Source organism: Opacimonas viscosa (genome assembly GCF_024199005.1).
Lineage (GTDB): Bacteria > Pseudomonadota > Gammaproteobacteria > Enterobacterales > Alteromonadaceae > Opacimonas > Opacimonas viscosa.
The window spans coordinates 1-275 of the sequence record NZ_JANATA010000103.1 but is presented as its reverse complement, the minus strand read 5'-3'; the positions used below and the strand labels follow the sequence as shown (position 1 = coordinate 275).

1 pseudogene is annotated in these 275 nt (G+C 49.1%); it reads left to right on the top strand.

What is annotated here, in order from left to right:
- Nucleotides 1–7: 7 nt before the first annotated feature.
- A pseudogene (locus NLF92_RS12875) lies at nucleotides 8–275 on the top strand (TonB-dependent receptor); the annotation flags it as partial.

The following is a 275-nucleotide window of genomic DNA, read 5'->3' as shown; positions in this document are numbered from 1 at the left end:
CAAAGTAATGAATAAAACACGTACCGCCCTTTTTAGCCTGATTGTCCTTTCTTCGCCTTCTGTTTTTGCGGATGGCCCCGACTTCGAGCGCATGGTGGTATATGGCCGTCAAAGCGATTTGATTGGTGATTCTATTTCCGCGTCAGAAGGCGTGATTGGCTATGGCGACATTGAAATCCGCCCCATCGCCCGCGCCGGTGAAATTCTCGAATTTGTGCCAGGTATGGTAGTGACGCAACACAGTGGCTCGGGTAAAGCGAATCAATATTTCTTAC